The following is a 19,204-nucleotide window of genomic DNA, read 5'->3' as shown; positions in this document are numbered from 1 at the left end:
GTTTATGGATTGGAATGGATTGATTGATCGATATAAAGACAAGTTACCTGTTACGAAAGAAACTCCTAGGTTAACCTTACATGAAGGGAATACTCCATTAATTTATTTAGAGAAGTTGTCGAATGACTTATCAATTAATCTTTATGTAAAGGTAGAAGGAGTCAATCCTACAGGGTCTTTTAAAGATCGAGGCATGGTATTAGCTGTTGCAAAAGCAAAGGAATCAGGTAGCAATACAGTTATATGTGCCTCGACGGGAAATACGTCTGCCTCAGCTGCTGCTTATGCAGCAAGAGCAAATATGAATTGTGTCATTCTTATTCCAAAAGGGAAAATTGCGTATGGAAAGCTTGCTCAAGCGATGATGTACGGGGCAGAAATCATTGAAATTGATGGGAATTTTGATCAAGCTCTTCAGCTTGTAAGAGAATTGAGCGAAGAGTTGCCTGTTACAGTTGTCAATTCAATTAATCCTTATCGTATTGAAGGACAAAAAACGGCTGCCTTTGAAGTTTGCGAACAGCTAGAGAAGGCCCCCGATTTTTTAACGATACCTGTGGGCAATGCAGGGAATATCAAAGCTTATTGGAAAGGATTTAAAGAGTATAGTGGGAAGTTTGGTTTACCAAAAATTCATGGGTTTCAAGCATCTGGTTCGGCTGCCATTGTAAAAAAATAAAGTCATTGAAAATCCTGAAACGATTGCCACTGCCATTCGTATAGGAAATCCAGCTAGTTGGACCTTTGCTCTTGAAGCAAGTCAACAATCAAGCGGAAAAATCGATGAAGTATCAGACGAAGAGATCATTGCTGCTTATCAACTATTAGCGAAAGAAGAGGGCATCTTTGCAGAACCAAGTTCATGTGCCTCAATCGCTGGTGTAATCAAGGATGTTACCTCGAGTGTTATACCAAAGGGAAGTGTAGTTGTCTCCGTTTTAACAGGGAATGGCTTGAAAGATCCTAACTTTGCAGTTGAGGTTGCTGAGTTTCGTCCGAAACAGGTAACCGCAAATAAAGAAAAGGTGTTAGAAGCATTAAAGGGGCTAGTTCAAATATGATGGAAATTATCGTTGCAGGAAGCACGGCTAATTTAGGACCAGGGTTTGATTCATTGGGATTAGCGGTGAATCGTTTTTTAAAATTAAGAGTGAGAAGATCAAATGAATGGAGCTTCATACCTTTAAGCGATCAGGTAAAGAGTATTCCTAGAGGTAAAGATAATCTCATATTTCAAGCAGCACACTATGTCGCAGGTGTTTATGACTTTGATTTACCTAGTTGCCAAGTTGAAGTAAGCAGTAACATTCCATTTACAAGAGGCTTAGGAAGTAGTGCAGCGGCGATTGTAGCAGGAATTGAATTGGCCAATCAACTAGGTAATATATCTTTAACAAATAACGAAAAACTACAGCTTGCAACCAGTCTAGAAAAACATCCCGATAATGTGGGTGCCTCCATCTACGGAGGACTAGTCATCGGTTTTTTTGATGGAGCGGAAACGAGAGTGATTCATCAAAAAGAGATCGAGGTAGGAATGATCGCTGTTATCCCTCCCTATGAACTATCTACAAAAGACGCTCGCCTTGCTTTACCAGAAAAAATGATTCATAAAGATGCAGTAAAGAGTAGTGCCGCAAGCAACCTTCTAGTTGCAGCTCTCATGCAAAACGATTGGCAGCTAGCTGGTGAGATGATGGCTCAAGATTTATTTCATCAACCGTATCGTTCTTCTTTAATAAAAGAACATGCTAAGGTTCAAAAAATAGTTAAGGAACATCAATTTTATGGAGCTACCATCAGTGGTGCAGGTCCTTGTATGATAGTATTTTTGCAAAAAGATCGTGTGGAGGAAGGATTGCGAATTCTGAAAATGGAACTCTCGGATTCTCATATTGAAGAGCTGAAAGTTGTAGTGGAGGGTGTTTCTGTTAGACAACAACAAATATAGCATTAAAAGAGGGTATATCCATCTGATATACCCTTAAAATATGTGTTCAAAAAAAAGGGCGCTGAAAAGAAAGATCGTAGCCCTTTGTAAGTCCATCATCTCAGTTTAGGACAGGTGGTGGATTTTTTTATTAAAATCAAAAAACTTGTTCTACTTCTACAACGCCAGGAACTTCTTCAAGTAATGCACGCTCAATACCTGCTTTTAACGTAATCGTTGAACTTGGGCAGCTTCCACATGCACCTAAAAGACGTAATTTTACAATACCATCCTCTACATCAACAAGCTCACAATCTCCACCATCACGTAGCAAGAATGGACGTAATTTATCAAGCACTTCTTGAACTTGCTCTTTCATTGAAACTTCTGTAGACATCTATATTACTCCCTTCATATTGATCTTGAATATCAAGTATATGAACCAATTGCTAATTTTCATATGCGTATTCTTTCATCATGTATTGTATCATATTTACATGTTATTCAGGAAGAAGAATGCACTTGTTCATATATTGCTTCATAGGACTTTATTTATAAAAACATCAAATAGAGGTTGTTCAAAAAGTCATAAAAAATTGCTGTCGAATAACTTTGTTGGTTTGCTTTTTCGCTCCTCATGTACAGAGTACGTACATCAAAGCTACACCGCCTCGTTCTTCTCGGCTCTTTTTCTCCTACTTTTTGAACACGCACAAATAGTTGTTTTTTAGATAAACTGTACCATATAATTGATGGCAAGTATATAAGGAAAAAAGGGAGAGACATGAGATGGCCAACATAGAAATTTGTGTTTACGGAGCAGATGTCGTCTGTGCAAGCTGCGTGAACTTACCATCAGCTAAAGATACTTTTGAATGGCTTCAGTCCGCCTTAACGAGAAGGTTCCCAAATGAATCAATAAACATAAGGTATATTGATATTAATGTGCCACAAAGTGAGGAACAGAAACAAATAATGTGTGAAAAAATACTCAATGATGAGCATTTTTATCCTTTAGTGACAGTTGAAGATGAAGTGGTCGATGAAGGAAACCCTAGCTTGAAAAAAATTATCACCAGTTTAGAAAGTTACGGTTATCAGCAGGGATAGAATAATAGGGTAAAAACATATGAAAAATAGTCTGGCAAAGGGTCAAGGAGAATAAAATCATCATGAAAATAGTAAAGTATGGTTTTATTCTTCTGTGTCTTTCTTAAAAAGTGAAATGATTCCCACGACTATCCCTCCGAATGCGAATGCTTCAAGTAAGGATTTATAAGAAGTGAAAATGAATTCTCCAGTGTAATAAAATAATAGTGATACCAATATATATTTTGCAAATGTAATGATTTTTGTCTCGTTTACTTTTAATAGATAGAGAGGAGTTTCAACTAAGGCAAATAGGAATAATATTAATAGCACTCCAAATAAAATATGTAATAAAAACATCATAAACTCCTTATGATATTGTTTTTAACGTAATTGCCGAGAAGTCGCCCACTTCTAAATGACATGCTCAAATTGCGGTCAAATCAAGGGAGAATTGACGCTTTCTGGCCGAGTGTTCCATTGTCATTGTGGATTCTCGTCCGATCGTGATTGGAATGCCTCTATCAATATCAAAAACGAAGGTATTCGAAAGCTTACATAAAGGAAACAAGAACTCTTGGTTCACGAGGGATCGCCTAGTCCATTAGAGACCATTAGGTTTCTGTACCTAGGAAGCATCCACCTCTAAGCGCTAGCGTAGGTGGTATGTAGTTCACCGTAAGGCCCCTTTAATACCGTTTATAAGTAAGTATGTCAATACATTCCCCATTAAGCTGCCACCAAGAATAGCTAAATCAAAACTTGATATAAGAAAACTGACAAAAGACCATGTCAATAATGTAGTAATAAGCAATAAAAGCAACTGGTTGAAACTCAATTTTATCACCTATTTTCTGTATATATTTATCTTCAACGCCTTATTCAACTTCAGTTGTATCTCTGGTATTTAAATTCTCATTCTACCATAGTAATTATTTACCATGAAGGGAGGTCCTAAATACTAATCTTGAATTTTAACCACATATAAAATTTCATTTTAGCGTTGTGATATGTGATTGAAATCTATCAAGGTGTTGTATCAATTTCCATTGACCTAATAGGAGTATAGTGTACAATGAAAATTCTGAGAAGAATAGTTATAATTAATTTGCGACTGAGCCCTTTTTGACGTATTTTTTTAGGAGGACTTTTATTTTGTTAATATTGATTATCATTTTGACATGTATACTGGGTGGTATTCTTTTTGCAATGGGACCTATTGGTTGAGGTTTAGCATTCGGTATAGTAGTAGGTTGTATATTTAGAGGTTTATATTTACTTCACTTAGTTGACAAGAAGCTCTCGAAAATGGTTCCTGAATCAATTAAACAAGAAGATCCTTTGAAGGATAGGATAACATATGAAAGATATTTAAAAGAGAGAGAAAACAGAAATCAAAGTTAAGACAATCGTTTTTGTGAGGTGTATAAATGTTAATTACTATTTTATTGACTATCATTTCATTTCTTATACTCTATATCGTTATCCAAAAAGCTGTTCAAACAGGGATTGACGCATCTGAAACGAGTGAAATGGTAAAAGAGTTGTTAGAAATTGAAAAGCAAAAACATAGAGACGAGTAAGTCTCTTTTGGGGCTTATTTTTTTGTTTATTTGTTGTAACTACTTATATTGACTAAGATACTAAGATGCAATTTAATTTGCTAGATGTATGGAGTTGAACCTTATGAAAAAATTACTGATGATTTTGACTATACCTATCTTTTTAACAGGGTGTGCGGGACTTGGGGATTACCAAGCAGATTTAGGTGAAAACTATCAAATATTCAGATCAAGTGCAGATAATGTAAAGATTACATACAATAACGATACTGAAAACAATTCTTCATATCAAAATGTAATTCCCGAGAAAGTTATTGCAGTTAATTATAACGAGAACTGTATTATTGCAAAACAAGTTGGTATGAAAAGAAATGAAGAGAACCCTAATTCTGAATATGAAGTTCCAGATGAAACTGATCAGAATCATTGGATTGTGGAAAAGAGTACAACCGCAGCCATAGGTCCATTAAATGAAGAAGAATACAATTTGAAACTAGACGAACTGAATCTAGATTTAGAATTAAAATCTGTTGAATCATTCAGATGAGTCATTTATTTGTTCATTAGTTTTATTTAAGATGATAAGAGATAAAATGATTTTTAAATAATATGGAGTTGACCAAATTTGAAGAAAATGTTCACCATAATTTCTGTTTCTATCCCTATCTTTTTAATCAGTTTAGGAGTATGTATGCTAATTTACGAAACTTCATTTCCAACAAATGGTGAAATAGGGTTGTATGGGATAGGTTTTATCATTATAGGAGTTTTTCTTGTCGTACCGATTATATTTATATTGTATTGGCTAATCATTTTATTTTTTTATTTATCAGGTCTCATTACGAAAAAAATAATCGTAAGAGTGATACTGACAATTTTTGCGCTTTTGCTCAGTTTTTATAGTTTTGATGAATTTATGTCGTACCAAGATGTTAAGACATACGAAAGGAAATGGGGAGTTGATTTACCTAATCCTAAAGAAGTTGAAATTCTTGAAGATACAACTGACAATATATTTGGAGAAGGTATGGTAATTAGCAAGTTTACTTATTCAAAAGAGAAACATTTAAGTTATTTAAATTCTTTATCGTCTTCATGGATTAGTAAAGAAGATTTTTTACAACAATATAATGGAATTGATGAATGGGAAATTACTAAAGAAAATAGCAATCAAACTAGATATCTTTATTTAATTCAAAATGAAGATATACTCGATCGAAATTGGATTGTTTTTAAATATGACAATGGCATTCTAGTGATATATGAAATGAGAATGTAAGTCCCTTTTGGGGCTTATTTTTTGTTCTTTTATTGTAACTACTCATATTAATCATGGTGTTAAGATACAGTTTATTTTCTATACCTAGCTTTAGCTTGCGGATGCACCTGCGTAGCAGGAGGTGTGGTATAAAACCATCTACTTTTAGTAGCATTTCTTTTAGTCGGCTTTAGCCGATAAAACCCGTAGGCGGTTCAGTCCGCCTACGAGAAACCCCCGTACTTTAGTGCGGAGTCGTTTAGTTTACAATATGTATGGAGTTGAACTTTGTGAATAGGTGCATCATCTTCTTATTTATGTAGGAGCAATGGTGATAAAGGACATTATCAATGTATGGTGTACTAGTGTCTATTCAGTGAGGAAATTCTGTTTTAAAAGAGGTTGTTCAAAAAGTCATAAAAAATTGCTGTCGAATAACTTTGTTGGTTTGCTTTTCCGCTCCTCATGTACAGAGTACGTACACTGCGAGTGCTCAAAGCTACACCGCCTTGTTCTTCTCGGCTCTTTTTCCCCTACTTTTTGAACACGCACTAAAAGAAACTATTTATAAGTTCCCTCATTGTATGAATCCCTTGATAAAATTAAAGAAAGAAACGGTATTAATGTGTAGGAGTGTCGAAATAACATCTGGTGTTAATGTCAAAAAAGAATTAAGGGTTTGATATCAAAAGAGAAAAATAATATTGAATAAGATCTTCATGATTTTGAGTTATGGTTTTTATAGAGAAAACACTATTGATTTTAAGCATTTATCTATAAAACAATCACATCAAAAGCCCAAAGTGATTTATCAAGGATTTATGTGTTTCTTCATACACTCGGACATATTTGATCTAATACATTGATTATGGACTTTCTACGTCTGAAATAGTTTATCCCTCGTTATTTTTAATCATTTAAGAGTCTATAAAATTAGTTGAGGTCTCTTTTGTATGAATTGTTAATTCTAAGAAACTATTTAATAAAACTAACCGTCTAATTAAAGAAAATATTGTAATATATTTGTAACTTATTTCTTGTAACGTATTGGTAATATATTTGTAATGTACTTGTAATATAAAAATTAGGGGGAATTAAAAATGAAAAAAATATTAACAACTGTTTTAGCAACTTCTCTTCTATTAAGTATTACTCCTAGGATAGAAGCTAGTGAACAACCTCATATAGATGAGGAAGAACCAAATAATACATTTGAAACTGCTATTGTAGCAAACCATTCTACTAATTATGTGGGGAAGATTGACAACCTTAGCGAAGATATTGATATGTATAAATTCTCTATTCCAAATGATCGTAATTTAGATATAGGGATTAGCGTTAATAATGAAGAGCATAACAGAATAGATCCAGAGACTAAGAAAATAAAATTTGAGTTATTTGATGAAAATGGAACCCTTATAGCTAAAGGGGTGCCTGATGAACGTGAACCTATTGATCTTTCTATAGAGACATTATTAAAAAAGGGCGATTATTTTATCAAAGTGTCATCTGATCTAACAAGCAGTGATGAGTCGATAAATTATATTTTTGACTACTATTCGTATATTCCACACTCACGTATAAGTGGTGAAGACCGTTATGAAACATCTGTTGAAATATCTAAAGAGTGGCCAAAGGAAGAAACCAAGTATGCAGTGTTAACAACAGGAGAAGAGTATCCAGATGCTTTAGCGGCGACTCCTTTGGCGAAGAAATACAATGCTCCTTTATTATTATCGAAAGAAGGAGAAATTCCAGATGTTGTTGTTAAGGAGTTGAAAAGGTTAGGTGTAAAAAAGGTAGATATTATTGGTGGAGAAAAAGCGCTATCAAGCAATATAGAGAAACAATTAAGAGATTTAGATATTAATTTCAATAGAATTGCAGGTAAGAACAGGTATGAAACAGCTATTAAAGTTGCAGAAGAAGTGGATCCCGATCCATCTGAGATTGTAGTTGCAACAGGAGAAGAGTTTGCAGACGCGTTGTCCATAGCACCTATAGCAGCTAGTCAAGGAATGCCTGTTATTCTAACAGAATCAGATAGGGTTGTAGAAGAAGTTGGTCTTTATATCAGTCAAAAAAATATTGATAAGTCATATATTATCGGCGGAGAAAAAGCTATAAATAGATCAGTTGCTGGTCATTTTCCAAATCGTGAAAGAATATTTGGAAAAGACAGATATGAAACGAATAAACAGATTATTAATACTTTCATCGAAGGTATAGACCCATCTATTATTCATGTTGCCACAGGAAATAACTTTCCTGATGCTTTATCAGGTTCGGCTTTTGCAGCTCAAAATAATCATGCGATATTACTAACAAGTGATTATGTACCGACAAACGACACGATATCCGTAGTGTATTCAAATTATGATAACATTAAGCAACTAAATATATTAGGCGGAGAACAAGCAGTAGATAAATATGTTATCTATCATCTAAAATATCCATGGAATTTCTGATAATAGTATAAGTTTATAAATATAGTTAAAAGAAAAGAGCTTCCAGAAGTGACATCTAAAAACTTGACACTGTTATTTCATTAGTCAACTTGAGTAAAATGAGTTCGGTAATTTAACCGGACTCATTTTTAATTTTATGCTTGATTTGTTTTGTTGTAGTAATCGATCTGTTTTTTTGGGCAGTAGTGAAATATGCTTCAGAATTATCTGTATCACCACATTCAGTATAGAGCTTTTTAATTCTATTTCAAAGTGCTCTACATTCTCAAATTCTCTAATGTAAAGGAATTCAAATCTCATTATTACATAGAAGTTTTAGATAATAGAGTTTGTCAAAACAGTTTCTTTTAAGAGAAACTGTTTTGACTATTCTTTTTGATTGAAGTACATCAATATATTTCTTCATTTGATAATGTCACCCTTGACCATGCGAATTGTCAGAATAAAGTTACTCACAGAATAACTTGTTTGTTAGGCATGTTGTCCACTTTTCATTTGGGTTATCGGCTGTAAATTGATGGTCTAAAGTATTTGATGCAATTTTACTGACTTTTTTAAAATGCTTCTTCCTCATTATATTAAAATTAATTCACCCTCTTCAGAATTGTTATATGATCCGAACCTAAAGATTTAGCAATTTCACTTGAACTCTTATTTCCATTTAAGTAATGGTAAACTGCTTGTAATTTATTTTTTGAAAAATTTAGTGGAAGAAAAATGCTCCTTCAACTGTTGTGTGGTGTTTAACAATTGCGGTGCGGTTTAAAACCCACTCAAATTTTGTTTTTTTTCGATTTACTCTCATGAGAACAAAAATAAAAACCCTGCTACATCAGGGTTTTTAGTGTATTTTGGTCTATCCGTTATGATACTTATACATCCACAACACACCGGACTTTAATAGGCGAGGGACTCGCCCCATTAATGGTTGTTCGCCTACTAAGCCAAAGCCGTGTTTCTTTCCTAATGAACCAAGGATCCCTTTTAATTTGAATTTTGGCAACTCATTTGGAAGAGGTTCATTATTCCACTTTTTCATTAATATTGTGACAATTTGCTCAGCCTGTGCCTCTGCAAGTTGAGCACTAGGTGCATGTGGTAAACTTGCACAATCTCCCAGCACATAAACGTGCTCGTCTTCTGGTAAATGGTGATACTTTGTTAATACCACTCTTCCTTGCTCATCTATTTCAACAGGAAGTGTTCGGACGATTTCATTTGGCTGAATACCCGCAGTCCAGACGATAACGTCAGCATGGATAGGGTTATCATGGTTATAGACGAGATTTGGTTCAATTTTCGTAATATTAGAGTTGCTAACGATGTTTACTTGATGGTCATCAAACCAGCGTTGTACATAGGAACTCAATTTCTTTGGAAAAGCGGATAAGATTCGTGATCCACGATCAAATAAATCAATGTTTAGATCAGCTCTACTTTCACGTAACTCACTTGCAAGTTCGACTCCACTTAAACCTGCACCAATAATGCAAACCTTTGCACCGGCTGGTAAACAATTAAGTTGCTGGTATGTTTCACGAGACTTTTCAATTGATTGTATGCTACATGTATATTCTTTAGCTCCCGGAACCCCGTGATATTTATCTTCACATCCAAGGCCGATAATAAGGTCATCATAATGAACATTTGATTGCCCCTCTACATGGACTTGTTTATTCGATAAATCGATTCCCTTAACGTTTCCATATACAGACTCAACTTGTTCATGCTCTGGAAAAGGAACTCGAATGGTTGTATCAGAAACTGTTCCAGCTGCTAACGCATAATACTCAGTCTTTAAGCAATGATATGGGTTTCGATCTATTAACGTAATCGATCTATTATCGGGTAATTGATTTGGAAGTAATTTTGATAAAACTTTCATTCCCCCATAGCCGCCACCGACAATGACTAAATTCTTCATCTGTTAAATTTCCCCTTTTCCCCCCAAGTTTGAAATAACAAAGATGCTACTACTATAAATAACAATGAATAAAGTAAATAAGATATAATATCTTATGAATTGCTATTAAAATGTGTCGTGAAGCTATTTAAAAGCCATTAAAAGTATAACGAATTTGATTTGAAATCACAATAGAACGGGTGAAATTACATTCAAATTAATAAGTAGTATAACATGGAAAGTAATAAATCAACATAATTGACTAGCTCAATTATACAATGTACGATTAGATACAGTTAAAGAGGTGAAATTAAGATGAAGCCGATTATTGAATTTTGCATTAGTAACTTGGCAAACGGTTCACAAAAGGCTTTAGAAGTTTTGGAAAAAGATCCGAATTTAGATATTGTCGAATATGGGTGTTTAGGTTACTGCGGAAAATGTATGGAGAGCCCGTTTGCACTAGTAAATGGAGAATTCGTTTCTGGCACAACTTCTGAAGAACTAGTTGATAATATATATATTTATTTAGAAGAAAATCCCATGTTTTAATAATCTCAAATTTTAACGTTTAATGAGAAGATCATTAAACGTTTTTTCTTTTTATTAAAAATCATTAAATTGATTTTGAAATAGATGAATAATAAAGAGATCATGATGTAAAAATAACGTAGTGTTAAGGGAAAGTCTTTAATGACTAATTACATAAGGGTCGTTAGTTACAACGAACTATTGGTTCCCATTAACTAGAAAACAAGGTAATTGTCTAAAATAATTAAATTTTTAATGAAAAACTATGGACAGATGTCTAACTTCTTGATATTTTAGAGTAGCAATGATATTAAAAAAACTTCTTAAGAGGTGAAATCATGGATATATTATGGGGTATGTTAGGTATTGTATCTCTTTTTGTAATCGCTTTTATTTTATCTGAAAACAAAAAGAAAATTAACCCAAGAACGATTTTAGGTGGTTTAGCTATCCAAATTACCTTCGCATTTATCGTATTAAAATGGGAAGCTGGAAAGAATGCATTTCAATATTTAGTTGAAATAATTTCTAATGTAATCGGATATGCGAATGAAGGAACAAGCTTCTTGTTCGGGAACTTAGTTAATCCTTCTATTGAAGCTATTGGTTTCGTATTTGCTTTTAACGTTTTAACAATCATTATTTTCTTCTCTTCTTTAATTTCAGTTCTTTATTACTTAGGAATTATGCAATGGATTATCAAATTACTAGGTGGAGCACTATCAAAGTTATTAGGAACAAGTAAAGCAGAATCATTATCTGCAGCAGCTAACATTTTCGTAGGACAAACGGAAGCGCCGTTAGTTGTAAGGCCTTACATTAAAGATATGACAAAGTCTGAGCTTTTCGCAGTTATGACTGGTGGTCTAGCATCTGTTGCTGGTTCTGTATTATTTGGTTATGCTGCATTAGGTGTACCTTTAGAATATTTATTAGCAGCAAGTTTTATGGCAGCTCCTTCAGGATTAATTATGGCGAAAATGCTTATTCCTGAAACAGAAGAATCTGCAACGAAAGACGATATTAAAATGGAAGCAGACGAAGATGCAGCTAACGTAATCGATGCAGCAGCTAAAGGGGCTTCTACAGGTTTGAACTTACTCTTAACGTTGGTGCAATGTTACTTGCATTTATCGCACTTATCGCTTTATTAAACGGAATCATCGGAGGAATTGGTGGATGGTTTGGTTTTGAGAACTTAACTATAGAGTTAATTTTAGGTTACGTATTCTCTCCATTAGCATTTGTCATTGGTGTTCCTTGGGATGAAGCTGTAAAAGCAGGTAGCTTCATTGGTCAAAAGTTAGTATTAAATGAGTTTGTTGCTTATTCTAACTTTGCACCACAAATTGCCGAGCTTTCTGATAAAACAGCAGCTATTATCAGTTTCGCACTTTGTGGATTCGCAAACCTTTCTTCTGTTGCGATTTTACTTGGAGGTTTGGGTGGATTAGCCCCTAACCGCCGTCAAGATATCGCTCGTTTAGGAGTTCGTGCAATTATCGCAGGTACTTTAGCAAACCTTTTAAGTGCGGCAATTGCAGGTATGTTTATCTTCTAATAAATATATAAATAAAAATCCACTTTCATAATGAAAGTGGATTTTTTTGCTCATTTTCGTTTTTCCCTTTCTTACTTCATGAGTCGCTTAATAATAGCTAGGCTGTTTTTAGCATTTGGGTAGCGAAAAGGAAGGTCCATCTTATTCGTTTGTTTTAGGATGCTTTTATGATGTGAAAACGTATGAAAACTATCTTCTCCATGATAGCTCCCAATTCCACTTTCTCCAACTCCACCAAAAGGTAAATAAGGAGAGGCTAAGTGCATGATTGTATCGTTAATACATCCCCCGCCATATGAAATGTTCTCTACTACTTGATCTTCAATTGTTGAGTCTTTTGTAAATAAATAAAGTGCAAGTGGTTTAGGGTATTGACTAGTCGTGTCTATCACTTCTTGTATATTTTGATAGGTTAGGATTGGTAAAATAGGGCCGAAAATCTCTTCCTGCATCACAGGTACTTCCAAGCTTTCTGGTTCCATTAAAGTAGGTTCAATCTTTAATATTGCTTCATTTGTGCGACCTCCAAAGAGGATATGGCCATCATTTAAATAGCTCTCAACGCGCTTGAAATGTTTTGAATTTACGATTCTTCCGTATTTCTCATCCTCTAATGGTTGATCTCCATAAAACTTTTTAACAATAGAAGTATATTCATTAATAAAACTTTCCTTAATGTCTTCATGCACAAAAAGGTAGTCGGGCGCAACACATGTTTGTCCTGCATTCGTTAGTTTTCCAAAAGCGATACGTTTAGCAGCTAAAGCAATATCTGCATCTTTATGAACAATACAAGGGCTTTTGCCTCCTAGCTCCAACGTAACCGGAATTAATTGTTTTCCCGCCGCTTCCATCACGATCTTTCCGACCGGAACGCTTCCTGTAAAAAAGATATAGTCAAACGGTTGCTTTAGTAATTGCTGGTTCGTTTCAATTCCACCTTCAATGACATACATATATCCTGGGTGAAAATTTTCATTTATCATTCTTGCTATAATAGAAGAAACATTAGGGGTTAATTCTGAAGGTTTAATAATGGCTGTATTCCCAGCGGCTATGGCTCCAATTAAAGGTGCAATGGCTAATTGAAATGGATAATTCCATGGTGAGATGATTAGGCTAACTCCATATGGCTCAGAAACTTGGTAGCTCTTTGAGCCGATATGTGTGCGAGCTGTTTTTACTTTTTTAGGTTTCGTCCATTGGTGAATGTGTTTTAAAGCAAAACGAATTTCTTCAAATAGAATGCCTATCTCAGTTAAATAAGCTTCAGTTTCTGACTTGTTTAAATCCTTTTTTAAAGCATTTAAAATCTCTTTTTCATTTGCTTTGATTAGTTCTTTTAGTGTTTGTAATTGGTTGACCCGTTCTTCAATTGAGCGAGTATGACCTGCTCGAAAGTAATCTTTTTGTCTTTTTACATGCTCGTCAATAAGTGTTTCAATACTTTGTGTTTCTAATGCTGTTTCCATCTTGCTCACCTCCAAGAAAAAGTTTCTACCTTAATAGTATGACTGAATAGGATAACCGTCAAAGAATTCGCTTAAAGAGGTTGTTTAAAAAGTCCTAAAAAAATGTCGGTTGAATAACTTTGTTGGTTTGCTTTTCCGCTCCTCAGGCGCACACGATGTGCTAGCGCAGGCGTTAACTCGCGCGACGTGGTTGTTCTTAGCCTGTGATCCTTTATGTGTACGTACACTGTGAGTGCTTCGACGCCCAGGACGGGCTAGCGCAGGCGTTGCCACAGGAGGTGGCTGAACTTAGCCTGCGTTCCTTAAGCAGACCGCCTCGTTCTTGTCTAGCTTCGGCCCTTACATCCTCGAGGTCATAAGTCAAACATCTAGTGAAGGTAAAGAACACCTTCACCTTATGTTCTCCTTATGCTGGTCGGATGTGAGCAAAGGGCTTCAGCTTTTCTATTCAGCGTCCTTTTTCCCCTACTTTTTAAACACGCACTTAAAATCATAAAAAAAAAGACCGAATCAATTCTACTAATATTCTTAAGAGTAGAATTATATGATTCAGTCCAACAAATATTTAAATAAACGGGGGATGTTAATATTGTGTTCTATTTCATTACGTTTTATACTTTAAAAAAACTTTTTTGGAGGCATTATGAAAACGATACAATTTACGAAAATGCATGGGCTCGGAAATAATTATATTTATATTGATTTGTTTAAACAATCATTACAAGGAAGAGATTTGTCGCTACTTGCTCAACAATTGTCTTGTGTGAAAACAGGAATTGGTGCAGATGGGATGATTTTAATAGCCCCATCCCAAGTAGCACCTGTAAAGATGAGAATATTTAATAAGGACGGATCTGAAGGGAAAAACTGTGGAAATGGACTTAGATGTGTTGCAAAATATGTGTATGAGCATAAAATAGTGACAGATAACGAATTTCTAATTGAAACCTTATCTGGTTGTGTTGTTGCAAAAGTTGAAGAAAAAGAGGGAACGGTAATATCTGTTACGATCAATATGGGAAAACCGATCTTTGAGAATAAAAAAATTCCCTTTAACTCATCATTAGAAAGAACGATTAGAAAAACAATTTCGTTTAATGATCAAGACTATGATGTGACAATATTATCTATGGGAAATCCTCATATTATTTTTTATGTTGATGATATTCTTCAAGCACCTGTGACGACTTTAGGGCCAATTGTTGAAAAGGATGAACGATTCCCAGAAGGAGTCAACGTTGAGTTTGTAGAAGTGGTAAATGAAGGAGAAATATCGTTTCGTGTTTGGGAAAGAGGTTCAGGGGTGACAGAGGCTTGTGGTACCGGTGCATGTGCAGCTGTGGTCTCATCCGTATTAAATCAGTTTACGAATAAAAATAAAGAAACAGTTGTTCATCTAGATGGAGGGGACTTATTCATTACATGGAGAAATGATGGTGACGTGTGGATGAAGGGACCAGCAGTGACGGTTTGTGAAGGTGTATTTTATATAAACCAAGAGGATTCAGATGTTTGAGGTGCAAAGAAGAGCACGTTATAATAAAAGAGACTGATATGAATTCAAGATTAAGATTGATTATATCCTTTCAAAAGGAGGTTGAATAAAATGGAAGAAATAGTTGAAATTACGGAGGCTGCTGCTTTTCAAATAAAAGATATGATGAAAGAGCACGAAGAAGAGAACCCTTATTTACGTGTAAGTGTTAATGGTGGGGGATGTAGTGGTCTTTCATACGGTATGAATTTTGAGATTGAAAAAAGCGAAGAGGACGATGAATTGAAGCAGCATGGTTTATCGATCCTAGTTAAAAAAGCAGATCAACCTATTTTAAAAGGCACAACAATTGATTATAAACAATCGTTAATGGGGGGCGGTTTTACAATCGATAACCCTAATGCGATTGCTTCTTGTGGTTGCGGTTCTTCCTTTAGAACGAAGACCAATGCAGGAACACCTGAAGAATGTTAAGGATAGAAATGTATCATGCATTTTCCTTAATTGTCCTCATATAAATGAATGAGGTGATTTCGGTGGAAAATGTAAATGTTCAGGAAATAAAGACAGATAACATTTATAGTAATGAACATGAAGGTGCAGAAGTATTGGCTAGTGTTGTGGACTTAAATGAAAAGTTTGAAGAAACATTCAAGCCTGTTTATCAAAATTTTTTCTTAAATGAATATAAACACATTATCCAAGCGGATGTTGGTTTAGATGTTAAATATCGTAGCTTAACCGTCTTAATCAATTTTCATCGTCAAGTAGATAAGAATGTCTATGAAACGATCTTTGGCAATTAAAAACTCCAAGTTTGACTTGGAGTTTTTAATTGGTATTTTCGGGCGCTTGGGCTTTTCTTACAGAGTAAGAAAGTATATAAATAGGTCCTTATTTGGATGGTGCTTTTATTTTTGTCTAGCTCCAGCGCCCAGCGACTGGTAGCGCTTTCGACGCACAGGAAGTGCTAGCATCAACGTTGCCCACAGGAAGTGGGCGTCTTTAGTTGATGTTCCAATGTCTCTATGATAAGTCAACGGAGACCCCTCCAGGAGGGAGGTGGATCTACGTTGCCACAGGACGTGGCTGAACTTAGTAGATCCTCCGCTTTCGGGCTATTCGTGTTTCCTTTATCTCATACGGCGATGCACAGGAAGTGCTAGCGTCAACGTTAGTTCGCGCGACGTGACTGTACTTAGTTGACGTACCTTTTCACCTGCGTCGCTAGACGGGCGCTTGCGCCTTTCTTATTTATCAAACATGCTTGTGCTGTGCATTGGTTGTACGCGTGCTTTAGGGTCAATGTATGCTTTTGCATTATTAACAGCTGTCGGCGCTTCACCAAAGCCACTAGCAATTAATTTTACTTTCCCCTTCGTACGTACAAATATCCCCAGCAGCATAAATACCTTCTATATTTGTTTCCATTTTTGAGTTTACAATAATATTATTCTTTTGAATATCTAAACCCCAATTTTTAATTGGACCTAAAGAAGAAATAAATCCAAAGTTGACGATTAAGTCATCTATTTCTAAGACTTCTTTTCGATCTCCTTTTACTTCTTCCAAGACTATTTGTTCAATATGATCTTCACCATTGATCTCTGTTGGAACAAAAGGTGTGAGGATGTCTACTTTGGAGTTCTTTAAATTTTCAACACTATGTTCATGCGCTCTGAATTTATCTCTTCTATGAATCAAGGTTACTTTTTCAGCAATTGGTTCAAGCATTAAGGCCCAGTCTACAGCTGAATCTCCACCACCACATATCGCTACTCTACGGCCTTTAAATCGATCAAGGTTATCAACAAAATAGTGTAAATTTTTATTTTCATATAAGTCAGCATTATCTAACTCTAATTTTCTTGGTTTAAATGCACCGTTTCCAGCCGTAATAATAATGGTTTTTGAATAATGAGTTTCTGCATTTGTAGTAATTTTAAAAGCTCCATCTGCTTGGCGTTCAACATCTTCGACAGCTTGGTCTAATACAATGGTTGGATCAAACTTCTCCATTTGTTCTTTTAAATTGTCCACAAGCTCTTGAGCTCTGACTTTTGGAAAACCTGCTACATCATAAATATATTTTTCAGGGTATAAGGTTGAGAGTTGTCCCCCTAATTGTGGAAGGCTTTCGATGATCTTGACAGAGGCTTGTCTCATTCCTCCATAGAATGCTGTAAACAATCCAACTGGACCTCCGCCGATAATGGTTATGTCATATACTTGAGTGTCTTCTTTCACCATAATTCTCCTTTCTCCTTTTAGAAAATGAAAAAGGACGAGCTACTTGCCTGTCTTTTTTGAACATTTTCTTAAATTCTCGCTTTTTTTATCATACCATAAAGTGAAGTTATGAACATGGAAGATCAATATATATCAGAAAATTCAAAGTTATTAATCAGTGGGATAAAGCCTTGAAATTAAAGTATTAAAAAGATAACATATACTATAGGTCATTATGTTAAGATTTTATGAATTATTTTGTCATTTTTTGCGAACGGTAAGCATAGGTCTTATCTTTTTTAAATTCTAAATTTTTGCTTATTATCGTGAAAACTTTCACAAATAGACAGATTTAATTTTTGAAAGTAAAGGAAAAATTATTACAGAAGGTGGATGTGATTTCTTTGAAAACTCCTAAAGTAGTTGTATTAGGTGCAGGTTATGGTGGCTTAATGACGGTGACACGCTTGCAAAAACTAGTTGGTATTAACCAAGCGGATATTACACTTGTGAATAAAAATGAGTATCACTATGAAACGACATGGTTGCATGAAGCATCAGCGGGGACGCTTCATCATGATAAGTGTCGTTACAATATAAAAGATGTAATTGATACAAACAAAGTTAAATTTATCCAAGATACCGTGAAGAAAATCAACAAAGAAGAAAAAAAGGTTATCCTTGAAAATGGTGAAATATCTTATGATTATTTAGTCATTTCACTTGGTGCTCATCCTGAAACGTTTGGTATTAAAGGATTGAAAGAGCATACATTTAGTATTTCTAACATTAACTCTGCCCGCCATATTAGAGAGCATATTGAATATCAATTTGCTACTTACAATACAGAGCAAGAAAAAGATGATTCTCGCCTTACTTTAGTTGTAGGTGGTGCAGGATTTACAGGAATCGAATTTTTAGGTGAATTAGCAAATCGCATTCCTGAGCTATGCCGCGAATATGATGTAGATCATAAAAAGGTTCGTATTATTTGTGTAGAGGCAGCTCCTACTGCGCTACCAGGGTTTGATCCTGAACTTGTTGATTATGCAATGAATTACTTGCAGAAAAAAGGTGTAGAATTCAAAATCGGAACGATGATTAAAGAAGCAAATGAACATGGAATTATTGTTGCAAAAGATGATAAATTAGAAGAAATCAAAGCTGGTACAGTTGTATGGGCTGCGGGTGTAAGAGGAAATAGTCTAGTTGAAGAAGCAGGATTTGAAAATATGCGTGGACGCGTTAAGGTAGAGAAAGATTTGCGAGTACCTAATAATGATCACGTATTTATCATTGGTGATTGTGCTTTAATTATTAACGAAGAAACAGAACGTCCATACCCTCCTACAGCACAAATAGCAATGCAGCAAGGTGAAACTTGTGCAAAAAATATAGCGGTGCTTATTAAAGGACAAGGTGAATTAATAGAATTTAAAGCAGACATAAAAGGAACGGTAGCTTCACTTGGTGAAGATGATGCTGTGGGTGTAGCTTTTGGTAAGAAAATGGTTGGAACAAAAGCGTCCTTTATGAAGAAAATGATTGATAACCGTGCTCTACATATGATAGGTGGAGCAGGACTAGTATTGAAAAAAAGGGAAGTTTAAAGTATTTTAATTCATGTTAAAAAAGGCAGAAGCGTATAAATGCTTTTGTCTTTTTTGCGTCACAAAAAGAACGCTTGTGCTTTTCAAAATTGGGGG

Annotated in this window: 15 protein-coding genes and 4 pseudogenes; 14 read left to right on the top strand and 5 right to left on the bottom strand. The window is 35.0% G+C overall.

Going from position 1 to position 19,204, the window contains the following annotated elements:
- Positions 1–4: 4 nt before the first annotated feature.
- Together thrC and thrB are read left to right on the top strand one after the other, a co-directional pair.
- Positions 5–1,061 (top strand): annotated as a pseudogene (gene thrC / locus LC087_RS10185) (threonine synthase).
- Positions 1,058–1,951 carry a homoserine kinase gene (gene thrB / locus LC087_RS10180; RefSeq protein ID WP_226540320.1) on the top strand — a complete coding sequence of 298 codons (894 nt, stop codon included), beginning with the start codon at positions 1,058–1,060 and terminating at the stop codon, positions 1,949–1,951. The pseudogene thrC and the gene thrB overlap by 4 nt, the downstream one beginning before the upstream one ends.
- A gap of 136 nt (positions 1,952–2,087) precedes the next feature.
- Here the strand turns inward: thrB and LC087_RS10175 are convergent, their stop codons facing one another.
- Positions 2,088–2,327, bottom strand: a complete 240-nt coding sequence (locus LC087_RS10175; protein ID WP_226540319.1) for a NifU family protein — start codon at positions 2,325–2,327, stop codon at positions 2,088–2,090.
- 392 nt (positions 2,328–2,719) lie between these two features.
- Between LC087_RS10175 and LC087_RS10170 the strand changes: the two genes are divergently transcribed.
- Positions 2,720–3,040: a YuzD family protein gene (locus LC087_RS10170; protein ID WP_226540318.1), complete on the top strand. Its 321-nt coding sequence runs from the start codon at positions 2,720–2,722 to the stop codon at positions 3,038–3,040.
- An 84-nt stretch (positions 3,041–3,124) separates the two neighbouring features.
- Here LC087_RS10170 and LC087_RS10165 read toward each other — a convergent pair whose 3' ends face one another.
- Entirely contained in the window at positions 3,125–3,379 is a 255-nt protein-coding gene (locus LC087_RS10165) for a hypothetical protein (RefSeq protein WP_226540316.1), read from the bottom strand.
- 58 nt (positions 3,380–3,437) lie between these two features.
- Here LC087_RS10165 and LC087_RS10160 point away from each other — a divergent pair, with 58 nt between their 5' ends.
- The 5 genes from LC087_RS10160 (at position 3,438) to LC087_RS10140 (ending at position 8,307) form a co-directional block, all read left to right on the top strand.
- Entirely contained in the window at positions 3,438–3,581 is a 144-nt protein-coding gene (locus LC087_RS10160; protein WP_371932581.1) for a zinc ribbon domain-containing protein, read from the top strand.
- 868 nt (positions 3,582–4,449) lie between these two features.
- A complete protein-coding gene (locus LC087_RS10155; RefSeq protein WP_226540314.1) occupies positions 4,450–4,602 on the top strand; it encodes a hypothetical protein in 153 nt (50 codons plus the stop codon).
- A 103-nt stretch (positions 4,603–4,705) separates the two neighbouring features.
- On the top strand, positions 4,706–5,128 hold the full coding sequence (locus LC087_RS10150; RefSeq protein WP_226540312.1) for a DUF3997 domain-containing protein: 423 nt from the start codon (positions 4,706–4,708) through the stop codon (positions 5,126–5,128).
- 78 nt (positions 5,129–5,206) lie between these two features.
- Positions 5,207–5,860: a hypothetical protein gene (locus LC087_RS10145; RefSeq protein ID WP_226540311.1), complete on the top strand. Its 654-nt coding sequence runs from the start codon at positions 5,207–5,209 to the stop codon at positions 5,858–5,860.
- 1,079 nt (positions 5,861–6,939) lie between these two features.
- Entirely contained in the window at positions 6,940–8,307 is a 1,368-nt protein-coding gene (locus LC087_RS10140; RefSeq protein ID WP_226540310.1) for a cell wall-binding repeat-containing protein, read from the top strand.
- An 856-nt stretch (positions 8,308–9,163) separates the two neighbouring features.
- Here LC087_RS10140 and LC087_RS10135 read toward each other — a convergent pair.
- Positions 9,164–10,231, bottom strand: coding sequence for an NAD(P)/FAD-dependent oxidoreductase (locus LC087_RS10135; protein WP_226540309.1), 1,068 nt, complete (start codon positions 10,229–10,231; stop codon positions 9,164–9,166).
- A gap of 294 nt (positions 10,232–10,525) precedes the next feature.
- Here LC087_RS10135 and LC087_RS10130 point away from each other — a divergent pair, with 294 nt between their 5' ends.
- Both LC087_RS10130 and LC087_RS10125 read left to right on the top strand, forming a co-directional pair.
- Positions 10,526–10,762, top strand: coding sequence for a YuzB family protein (locus LC087_RS10130; protein ID WP_226540308.1), 237 nt, complete (start codon positions 10,526–10,528; stop codon positions 10,760–10,762).
- A 395-nt stretch (positions 10,763–11,157) separates the two neighbouring features.
- Positions 11,158–12,302 (top strand): annotated as a pseudogene (locus LC087_RS10125) (NupC/NupG family nucleoside CNT transporter).
- Positions 12,303–12,373: 71 nt separating this feature from the next.
- Here the strand turns inward: LC087_RS10125 and LC087_RS10120 are convergent.
- On the bottom strand, positions 12,374–13,774 hold the full coding sequence (locus LC087_RS10120) for an aldehyde dehydrogenase (RefSeq protein ID WP_226540305.1): 1,401 nt from the start codon (positions 13,772–13,774) through the stop codon (positions 12,374–12,376).
- A 643-nt stretch (positions 13,775–14,417) separates the two neighbouring features.
- Here LC087_RS10120 and dapF point away from each other — a divergent pair.
- From dapF to LC087_RS10105, 3 genes are all read left to right on the top strand, one after another.
- A complete protein-coding gene (gene dapF, locus LC087_RS10115) occupies positions 14,418–15,290 on the top strand; it encodes a diaminopimelate epimerase (protein WP_226540303.1) in 873 nt (290 codons plus the stop codon).
- Positions 15,291–15,380: 90 nt separating this feature from the next.
- Positions 15,381–15,743, top strand: coding sequence for a HesB/IscA family protein (locus LC087_RS10110; RefSeq protein WP_226540301.1), 363 nt, complete (start codon positions 15,381–15,383; stop codon positions 15,741–15,743).
- 62 nt (positions 15,744–15,805) lie between these two features.
- Positions 15,806–16,075 (top strand): hypothetical protein, encoded by a 270-nt coding sequence (locus LC087_RS10105; protein ID WP_226540299.1) that lies wholly within the window; start codon positions 15,806–15,808, stop codon positions 16,073–16,075.
- Between the two features lie 444 nt (positions 16,076–16,519).
- On the opposite strand, the pseudogene yumC reads toward LC087_RS10105, so the two are convergent.
- Positions 16,520–17,516 (bottom strand): annotated as a pseudogene (yumC, locus tag LC087_RS10100) (ferredoxin--NADP reductase 2).
- Positions 17,517–17,902: 386 nt separating this feature from the next.
- On the opposite strand from yumC, the pseudogene LC087_RS10095 reads away from it, so the two are divergent.
- Positions 17,903–19,118 (top strand): annotated as a pseudogene (locus tag LC087_RS10095) (NAD(P)/FAD-dependent oxidoreductase).
- Positions 19,119–19,204 lie beyond the last annotated feature (86 nt).

Origin of the sequence: Bacillus carboniphilus (assembly GCF_020524035.2) — a bacterium.
Taxonomy (GTDB): domain Bacteria; phylum Bacillota; class Bacilli; order Bacillales; family JAIVKR01; genus Bacillus_CC.
This window is presented reverse-complemented; position numbering and strand designations above follow the sequence as displayed.

What these genes read in the sequence shown, in the direction of transcription:
- thrB (WP_226540320.1), top strand. Translation starts at nt 1,058, where the DNA reads ATGATGGAAATTATCGTTGCAGGAAGCACGGCTAATTTAGGACCAGGG.
- LC087_RS10175 (WP_226540319.1), bottom strand. Translation starts at nt 2,327, where the DNA reads ATGTCTACAGAAGTTTCAATGAAAGAGCAAGTTCAAGAAGTGCTTGAT.
- LC087_RS10170 (WP_226540318.1), top strand. Translation starts at nt 2,720, where the DNA reads ATGGCCAACATAGAAATTTGTGTTTACGGAGCAGATGTCGTCTGTGCA.
- LC087_RS10165 (WP_226540316.1), bottom strand. Translation starts at nt 3,379, where the DNA reads ATGTTTTTATTACATATTTTATTTGGAGTGCTATTAATATTATTCCTA.
- LC087_RS10160 (WP_371932581.1), top strand. Translation starts at nt 3,438, where the DNA reads ATGACATGCTCAAATTGCGGTCAAATCAAGGGAGAATTGACGCTTTCT.
- LC087_RS10155 (WP_226540314.1), top strand. Translation starts at nt 4,450, where the DNA reads ATGTTAATTACTATTTTATTGACTATCATTTCATTTCTTATACTCTAT.
- LC087_RS10150 (WP_226540312.1), top strand. Translation starts at nt 4,706, where the DNA reads ATGAAAAAATTACTGATGATTTTGACTATACCTATCTTTTTAACAGGG.
- LC087_RS10140 (WP_226540310.1), top strand. Translation starts at nt 6,940, where the DNA reads ATGAAAAAAATATTAACAACTGTTTTAGCAACTTCTCTTCTATTAAGT.
- LC087_RS10135 (WP_226540309.1), bottom strand. Translation starts at nt 10,231, where the DNA reads ATGAAGAATTTAGTCATTGTCGGTGGCGGCTATGGGGGAATGAAAGTT.
- LC087_RS10130 (WP_226540308.1), top strand. Translation starts at nt 10,526, where the DNA reads ATGAAGCCGATTATTGAATTTTGCATTAGTAACTTGGCAAACGGTTCA.
- LC087_RS10120 (WP_226540305.1), bottom strand. Translation starts at nt 13,774, where the DNA reads ATGGAAACAGCATTAGAAACACAAAGTATTGAAACACTTATTGACGAG.
- dapF (WP_226540303.1), top strand. Translation starts at nt 14,418, where the DNA reads ATGAAAACGATACAATTTACGAAAATGCATGGGCTCGGAAATAATTAT.
- LC087_RS10110 (WP_226540301.1), top strand. Translation starts at nt 15,381, where the DNA reads ATGGAAGAAATAGTTGAAATTACGGAGGCTGCTGCTTTTCAAATAAAA.